This is a genomic window from Nocardia sp. NPDC050799, from assembly GCF_040654015.1.
Lineage (GTDB): Bacteria > Actinomycetota > Actinomycetes > Mycobacteriales > Mycobacteriaceae > Nocardia.
Genome location: NZ_JBFAHF010000038.1, coordinates 62686 through 70190 on the forward strand (window position 1 = coordinate 62686; position 7505 = coordinate 70190).

8 protein-coding genes and 1 pseudogene are annotated in these 7505 nt (G+C 64.1%); 5 read left to right on the forward strand and 4 right to left on the reverse strand.

The features are described from left to right. Positions 1–21: 21 nt before the first annotated feature. Positions 22–960, reverse strand: coding sequence for an integrase core domain-containing protein (locus AB0H42_RS29750; RefSeq protein ID WP_357062137.1), 939 nt, complete (start codon positions 958–960; stop codon positions 22–24). Between AB0H42_RS29750 and AB0H42_RS29755 the strand changes: the two are divergent. Together AB0H42_RS29755 and AB0H42_RS29760 are read left to right on the forward strand one after the other, a co-directional pair. Beyond that, a pseudogene (locus AB0H42_RS29755) lies at positions 896–1927 on the forward strand (acetyl-CoA C-acetyltransferase); the annotation flags it as partial. The gene AB0H42_RS29750 and the pseudogene AB0H42_RS29755 sit on opposite strands and share 65 nt — an antisense overlap. Positions 1928–1974: 47 nt before the next feature. Next, the gene (locus tag AB0H42_RS29760) at positions 1975–2442 is read left to right on the forward strand and encodes a MaoC family dehydratase (protein WP_357062139.1); all 468 of its coding nucleotides are present in this window, start codon (positions 1975–1977) and stop codon (positions 2440–2442) included. Between the two features lie 87 nt (positions 2443–2529). Here the strand turns inward: AB0H42_RS29760 and AB0H42_RS29765 are convergent, their stop codons facing one another. From AB0H42_RS29765 to AB0H42_RS29775, 3 genes are all read right to left on the reverse strand, one after another. Further along, a complete protein-coding gene (locus AB0H42_RS29765) occupies positions 2530–2715 on the reverse strand; it encodes a tautomerase family protein (RefSeq protein WP_357062142.1) in 186 nt (61 codons plus the stop codon). 30 nt (positions 2716–2745) lie between these two features. Then, on the reverse strand, positions 2746–3471 hold the full coding sequence (locus tag AB0H42_RS29770) for an IclR family transcriptional regulator (protein WP_357062144.1): 726 nt from the start codon (positions 3469–3471) through the stop codon (positions 2746–2748). A gap of 115 nt (positions 3472–3586) precedes the next feature. Beyond that, positions 3587–4243 (reverse strand): hypothetical protein, encoded by a 657-nt coding sequence (locus AB0H42_RS29775; RefSeq protein ID WP_357062147.1) that lies wholly within the window; start codon positions 4241–4243, stop codon positions 3587–3589. A 177-nt stretch (positions 4244–4420) separates the two neighbouring features. Here AB0H42_RS29775 and AB0H42_RS29780 point away from each other — a divergent pair, with 177 nt between their 5' ends. The 3 genes from AB0H42_RS29780 to AB0H42_RS29790 all read left to right on the forward strand — a co-directional run bounded on the left by AB0H42_RS29780 (position 4421) and on the right by AB0H42_RS29790 (position 7271). Further along, positions 4421–5695: an MFS transporter gene (locus AB0H42_RS29780; RefSeq protein ID WP_357062150.1), complete on the forward strand. Its 1275-nt coding sequence runs from the start codon at positions 4421–4423 to the stop codon at positions 5693–5695. A gap of 50 nt (positions 5696–5745) precedes the next feature. Then, on the forward strand, positions 5746–6540 hold the full coding sequence (locus AB0H42_RS29785; protein ID WP_357062153.1) for a fumarylacetoacetate hydrolase family protein: 795 nt from the start codon (positions 5746–5748) through the stop codon (positions 6538–6540). 68 nt (positions 6541–6608) lie between these two features. Further along, positions 6609–7271 (forward strand): Tn3 family transposase, encoded by a 663-nt coding sequence (locus AB0H42_RS29790; RefSeq protein ID WP_357062156.1) that lies wholly within the window; start codon positions 6609–6611, stop codon positions 7269–7271. The last annotated feature ends 234 nt before the right edge of the window (positions 7272–7505 follow it).

A 7505-nucleotide genomic window follows, 5' to 3' on the forward strand; every position in this document is an offset into this window, starting at 1 on the left:
TTCAAAAGACAGGGCAAGAGGTCATACCGGGCCTGGCGACCGTGGGCCCGGTTCCGGGCCCACGAAAAAGGTAACGGGGCGGTCAGGGAGATTCGCACTGTGCGATAGGTAATGGCTATGACTATGAGGCGTGTCACAAATCGATACTCTTGATTTATTCGTGAGACCGAGCCGGGTCATCGATCTGCCTGCACAGATCGTCGGTGGTCGAGCAATTCGATCGCATCGCCGATGGCAGAAGTTCCGATATTGGCGACTACCTGGCCGGACCAGTAGGACCGGGTGAATTCGAGGACTGCTTTCCACTCGGCAACCGTGAGAGCGGAAGTCGGCGATTCGGCGAAAGGATGCGGAGATCGCCGACTGTGCGGTGTCGCCGTGTCCCGCGTCAAGTAGTTGGCAGGTTTTGGTCTCGGGGAAGTTGGGGATCAGGGGGTCGGCAAAGCCTCGGTGGACCTCGGCCGGCCGGTTCCAGGCGATGGCCTCGTGTGGGCGGACGGTGTTGTACTCGACGCGGTAGGCCTCGGCGTGATCGACGAGGGCCAGGACGTCGTCGATCTCCTCGAGGAACAGTCGCTCGTATTTCAGCGCCCCGAACCCGCGTTCGCGTGACCCGTTCTGTCCCGGGCTCCGCACGCGGGTCCGGACGTGGCGCAGCTCGGGATGAGCGGTGATGAACGCCTCGAACCGAAACGACCGGAACGGGCCACCGTTATCGGTCACGACCGTCACCACCGGTAGTACGTTGCCGTCCGGATCGTGCCCGCAGGCCTGGATCAGTGGCCGGCCGAATATCTGCTCGTAGTCGGCCAGGGCCAGATCGATTGCGGTGATCGCGTCGTGCTGGTTCGCTGTCGGCGAGACGTGCCAGCGATGCTCGTACTTGCTCCAGTAGGCGACACCCGGCGGTGAGGCGCCGGCCATCGGCTGGGTCGCAGCTCTCGACGCCGGACTGGACATCCGGGTCCCCGGGATGCAGGTCGACCGGCGATGTGGTTCGGGACTACAGGCCGTGCTCCAGGCGTGTATGCAGGTCTCGACCGGAGCCAGCGAGCTGATCGTCGCCGGTGGTACGGAGTCGATGAGCCAGGCCGAGTTCTACACCGATGCAATCCGATGGGGTGTCACCGGCGCAGGCGTGGAGCTCGCGGACCGGTTGGCACGGGCACGCGTGACCGCGGGCGGGCCCCGGTATCCGGTGGCCGGTGGGATGATCGAGACTGCGGAGAGTTCGGCATCAGCCGTGCTGATCAGGACGCGCTGGCAGTGCAGTCGCATCGACGTGCCGTCGCCGCGCAGGAGACCGGCTTCTTCGCCGAGGAAATCGTCCCGGTGACAGTTCCGCAGCGCCGCGGGGCTGTGGCCGTGGTCGACCGCGACGAGCATCCGCGGGCCGACACCAGTATCGAGTCGCTGGCGGCACTCCGCCCCATCCGCGCGAAGGCCGACCCCGGTGCCACTGTGACCGCAGGTAATGCCAGTGGCCAGAACGACGGCGCCGCACTGTGTCTCGTGACACACCCGAACGCGCGGCCGCGCTCGGACTGCGGCCGCTGGCGCGGTTGGCCGGATGGTCGGTCAGTGGCCCGAGCCCTCCCTCATGGGGTTCAGTCCGGTCAGCGCGGTCGAGAGGGTGCTGGCACGTCTCGGTCTCACCCTCGACGATATGGATCTCATCGAACTCAACGAAGCCTTCGCAGCCCAGGTGCTCGCAGTCCTGCGGGCCTGGAAGATAGATGCCGACGACTCGCGGCTCAATCCGCACGGTTCCGGGATCTCGCTGGGACATCCGGTCGGCGCGACCGGCGCCCGGATCCTCGCCACCTTGTCGCGCGAGCTCGACCGCCGCGAGGGCCGCTACGGGCTCGAAACCATGTGCATCGGTGGCGGACAGGAGCTGGCCGCGGTTTTCGAACGAATCGACTGAACCCGCTCGACTCCGGCGAACTGTCCCACGAAACACAAGGCTGCGATATGACATCGACCGTGCACGGCATCCCCGAGATCATCGCGCTTGCGGGCCGTGACCTCGGCTACTCCTCCTGGAAAACGGTCACTCAGGATCTTGTCGACAGATTCGCCGAGATCACCGGCGACCACCAGTGGATCCACACCGATCCCCGGCGGGCCGCCGCCGGGCCCTACGGTGCGACCATCGCCCACGGGTATCTGGTCCTGAGCTGGCTCCTTCCCATGAGCGCCGAAATCCTGCGAGTCTCCGGCGTCGGGATGACGATCAATTACGGCGTGAACAAGGTGCGTTTCCCCGCCCCGGTGCCGGTCGGCAGCCGGATCCGGCTGCACGGTCGCGTAGTGAGCGTCGAACCGGTGAAGAGTGAGGAAGTGCAACTGATCCGAGCGTTGACGGTAGAGGTGGAAGACTCATCCAAACCGGCCTGTGTCGCGGAATCGGTGACGAACTATTATCCGGCCGGTCGATAATCGGCCTGCCGGGAGACCTCCACGAAGAAGCCCACTCCGCGATACCTGAATTGCTCAGGTATCGGGTGTCGGGTGCATTCGATCTTTTCAGCGATCGCTTTTCAATGTGTCACCGACTGCGAAGCGGCTGGGCTCGACTTCGTTGACGACGACACGGATGGTTTCCAGGGGTGCCCCGAGGGTATCGGCGACTGTCCTGGCCACCTGTCGGATGCAGTTTTCCACTATGCCGGAGGGGCGTCCCTTGACGAGGGTGATCTGAACTATCGGCACAAGTACTCCTTTGGGTGGGGGACGCTGGCCTCAGCGCTGGTGACCGAGTTCCTGGGACAGTGCGTCGGCGGCGTTGGTGAGTGCGTCGACGATGTCGGGGGAGGGCGGGTCCGGCAGGTAGTGGATGGAAGCGATCACGGCCAAGGTGCAGATCAGGTCTCCACCGTGGGTGAAAACCGGTGCCGCGATGGCGTTGACTCCGCGGAACGTCTCTTCCGGCGCCGTTGCCCACCCTTGTCTCCGAGTGGACGCGACGTTCGCACGGAGGCGCTCCAGATCCATGATCGTGCTCGGAGTGCGTTGTTCCGGTGCGACACGTGACCAGGTTCGGACCTGGTCGGGCGAGCCGAAGGCCAGGGCCACTTTGCCCTGGGCAACGCTGTTGTACCCGAATTGTGTTCCCGGACTGAGGATGACATCGATCGGGGACCCGCCGGGTATGACTTCGGTGACCGTGACACCGTGTTCGGTGAGCTGGGAGAGCACGATCGTCTGACCGATCTCGTCGCGCAACCGGGTCATGACAGGGCGCGCGACTGTGAGTAGTTCGGCTCGTCTGCTGATTCGTTGCCCGAGTAGCAGTAGGCGCCAGCCCGGTTCATAGGTGCGTGTCGTCAGATCCTGAGAGAGGAAGCCCGACTCTCTCAGGCTAGTGAGGTGCCGGTGAATTCGGGCCTTGGGCAGATCCAGGGCCGCCGCCAGCGCAGTGACCCCCCATGGCTCCCCGCGTTCGAGGACCTTTTCCAGGATCAGCAAAGGAAGCAGGGTCGGTGTCGGCGGGCCGCCCGGCGCAGAATCGGCTCGCGCCGCATGTATCGATGCGCCGGGCGTGCTTGCCGTCGGTACGGGACGAAGGTCTTCGGATTCGTCGTCAGACAACGATCACTCTTTCCATGAGGACTCGGTACTTCTGGGTATTGATCTTCTCGTTGTCTTCGGGATGGACAAAACGGATCGAGCTCGCGCCCTTGTTCTGTTTCGGCAATAGGAAGCATCGGACGAAGGTTGTCCCGATCTTGTCGGTGGTCGGCGCGTACACAGGCAAAACTCCCTTTTCCGCCCAGGCCGACCCTGGGCCGTGCACCTGCGTGGTGCCCTCCGTCTCGATGGTGATCTCACCCGACCTGGTGATGCGAATCCCGGGGCCTTGATGGAGATGGGTCCAGGCGATACCACCCGGCGGGAAGGTCACCGTGTCGCACCGCATGAGCCAGGTGTAGCGATCGTCGAGTTCGAAGGTTGCCGTCAACTTCAGTTCGCTGGAGGTCTGGGGGGCAGAACGCAGGGTATGCGCGGTTTCGTCGGCTGCCTCGCGGGCCAGTTCCCAGCGCCAGACGGTGGAGTCGACTTCTGTGGCGGACAGGGTCAATTCCTCGTCGGCGACGAGTGCGGAGCCCTCGCTCACGTATCGCGTGGCGTTGTCGGAGTGGATATCCACACTGCCGGAGGCGACGTAGATCGATCGGTTTGCCCGGGGAAGATAGACCGGTTTGGTGCCGGCGGGGAGGTGATCCTCGAAAAGAAACATCGTGCGCAGCATGTGGAGCCTTTCGCATCTGTATCACTCAGCGATACATCCGTACTGATCATCGCAACATTACCGCAGGGCGTGTTACGGTCGCCACACCAGCGTCACGACAGTGTGAACATGCGTATCGATGAGCGATACGGGTGACGCGGTTGCGTTCTCAGAAGGAGATCACCCATGACAGGACCAGCTTCGGAAACGCGGTGGTACCGCGGGGCAACCAAAGACCAATGGCGCGCCTTCTGGAGTGCCTACCTCGGCTGGGTGCTCGACATCATGGACCTTGTCATCTTCTCCATGGTTCTGACATACGTGATCGACGACTTCGGAAGCGACCGCGACACCGCAGGAATGATCGCTTCCTTCACGCTGTTGGCGTCCGCGTTCGGTGGAATGATCTTCGGCTATATCGCCGACCGCTTCGGGCGGACCAAGGCGATGGTCGCCAGCATCCTGTGTTACTCGATCGGGACGATGCTCTGCGGCTTCTCGACCGGCATGGGAACGCTCATGGCCGCCCGTGTCATCGTCGGACTCGGCGTCGGCGGAGAATGGGGCGCGGGCACCGCCCTCGTGTCCGAAACCTGGCCCGCCCGGCATCGGGGCAAGGTCCTCGCGTGGGTGCAGAGCGCCTTCGCCACCGGTTACGGCCTCGCCGCATTGATCGCGTTCCTCGTCGTCCCCACACTCGGCTGGCGGTGGGCATTCTTCATCGGCGTCTTTCCCGCCGTACTCGCCATCTGGGTGCGCCGGGAAACGAAGGAATCGAAGATCTGGCTCGAGGCGGGCACTCGGCTCGGCGCGTTTGCCTCGTTGCGGCAGCTGTTCACCCAGCAGCCGCGAGCGGTGGCCGTCTGCCTGGCGTTCACCGCCGCGGCCATGTGCGGGTACTGGGGACTGTTCACCTGGATCCCGAACTACCTCGCCTCGCCGGTCACCGAAGGTGGACGTGGGATGGACATGCTGTCCTCGACCACCTGGATCATCGTCATGCAGATCGGCGCGGCGGCGGGATTCATCTCATTCGGCTACGTTGCCGACCGGATCGGCCGGCGCAATGCCTTCATCGTCTACTTCGGCGCGGCCGTGGTCTGCATACCGATCTTCCTCACCATTTCCGCTCCCATAGTCGTTTTCGCGTTCGGGCCGGTGATGGCGTTGTTCGGCACCGGCTTCTACTCCGGCTTCGGCCCCACCTTCGCGGAACTGTTTCCCACCGAGATCAGAGCCTTCGCGCAGGGTTTCATCTACAACACGGGGCGCGCAGCCAGCGCGCTTGCGCCCGCCATGGTCGGATTCATAGCCAATTCGGCAGGGGTCGGTGCTGCCATGATGGGCACTGCGCTGTTCTATCTGCTCGCCGCCGGGGTCGTCTTCTTCTTCCTGCCCGAGACCAATGGGCGCGAGCTGGAGACCGGAAAAGCGACACGATCCGGCGACCTCGCACACTGACCCGACCACCCGCCCGCAGCGCATACCAACAACCGAAGGAGAACATTTCCATGACCGCACACGGCACCGAGTGGAATGTCGAGACCGCCGCCGAGGTCCTGCTTCGTGCCGAGCAGACCAGGACCGACCGCCATCCCATCACCGAGGACTGGCCCGCTCTCGATGTGGAGACCGCGTATCGGGTCCAAGACGCACTGATCGCACGAAAAACGGCAGCGGGAGAGAAAGTTGTCGGGGTGAAACTCGGTCTCACCTCGGAAGCAAAGCAACAGCGCATGGGTATCAGCTCGCCGCTGACCGCCTGGCTGACCGACGCGATGGTGCTCGAGCCCGGCAACCCGATCCCCTCCGGCGAGTTGATACATCCCCGAGTGGAGCCCGAGATCGTATTCGTACTCGGTGAACGACTCGCGGGGCCCGGCGTCACCGCCGCCACTGCGCTGGCAGCTGTGGAATTCGTCTACGCGGGTATCGAAGTCATCGACAGCCGCTTCACCGATTTCCGGTTCGCGCTGCCCGATGTGGTGGCCGACAACGCCTCGTCGGCGCGATTCGTCATCGGTGACATCGAGCGGAAGCCGGCGGACCTCGACCTCGCAGCCGAGGAATGCGTTCTGCACGTGGACGGCACCGTCGTCGATTCGGCCACCGGCGCAGCCGTCCAAGGGCATCCGGCGCAAGCGCTCGCGCTCGCCGCAAATGCACTCGCTGAACGCGGACTCGCACTGGAAGCCGGATGGATCGTGCTGACCGGCGGTATGACCGATGCGGTCTTTGTCGAACCCGGCAAGCCGATCGTCGCCGAATTCACCCACCTCGGCAGTATCGCCGTGACCGGCGCCTGAACTTCCGGGAGATCAATCAGCCAGGGTGACCGACGGCGGAACACCGTACTTGAACCCCCCCGGGTTCGATGCGCACCGGGTTATCTGTCTCCAGCCGTTTGCTGGGGCAGGTTGGCATAGTAGTCGGCTTCATCGACTCGTTGTTCGGCGACAACGTGATCGACCGGGGACTGATCGAGACGCACTGGAGCGATCTGCTGCGCACTGCGATCTCGATCAGCGAGGGCCGCCTGTCGTCGGTGACGCTGCTGCGCCGCCTGGGCAACAACTCCCGCAAGAACCGCCTCTACCGGGCGTTCCGGGAGCTGGGACGGGTGATCCGCACGATCACGCTGCTGCGGTTCCTCGCTGACGCGCAGCTGCGGGAGCAGATCACCGCGATCACCAACAAGGCAGAGGCGTTCCACGGCTTCTCCGCGTGGCTGCGCTTCGGCGGAGAGGCGATCGGTCGCAACGACCCGGACTACCAGGAGAAGATCATCAAGTTCAACGAGCTGCTCGCGAACTGCGTGATCTACTCCAACGCCTGCGACATCACCGCCGCAGCGAACGCGCTGGCTTCCGACGGGCACCCGATCGACACCGATGATCTGGCCACGATCTCCCCGTACATAACCCACACCATCCGCCGGTTCGGCGACTGGGTCCTCGACCTGGCCCCACCGGAGACTATCCCGATGACCCGGCTGGACTTGCAGCCCCGCACCCTGTTCCCCGCCAGCCCAGCGTGAACCCTGGTGCGACCTACAGCCCATAAGGTGCTGTGGTCTGGAGCCTTGGTCGCTGCGACCGGTTCTTCTGAGGCACCCCCGAGTCACCAGAAACGCAATCTGAAATACTGCCAGCGGCATGAAAGCGCGTTCTTAGTCCAAGATCGGCAATGCCCACACCCGCGCCGTCGACCTCCTGCACGCTGCGCTACCCGACTGGGAAGACCCGGCCACCTGGCCTGTTTGGCGGGGTCT

Excerpts from the sequence above, each read along its gene's own strand:
- AB0H42_RS29750 (WP_357062137.1), bottom strand. The coding sequence starts at position 960 with ATGTCCAGTCCGGCGTCGAGAGCTGCGACCCAGCCGATGGCCGGCGCC.
- AB0H42_RS29760 (WP_357062139.1), top strand. The coding sequence starts at position 1,975 with ATGACATCGACCGTGCACGGCATCCCCGAGATCATCGCGCTTGCGGGC.
- AB0H42_RS29775 (WP_357062147.1), bottom strand. The coding sequence starts at position 4,243 with ATGTTTCTTTTCGAGGATCACCTCCCCGCCGGCACCAAACCGGTCTAT.
- AB0H42_RS29780 (WP_357062150.1), top strand. The coding sequence starts at position 4,421 with ATGACAGGACCAGCTTCGGAAACGCGGTGGTACCGCGGGGCAACCAAA.
- AB0H42_RS29785 (WP_357062153.1), top strand. The coding sequence starts at position 5,746 with ATGACCGCACACGGCACCGAGTGGAATGTCGAGACCGCCGCCGAGGTC.
- AB0H42_RS29790 (WP_357062156.1), top strand. The coding sequence starts at position 6,609 with ATGCGCACCGGGTTATCTGTCTCCAGCCGTTTGCTGGGGCAGGTTGGC.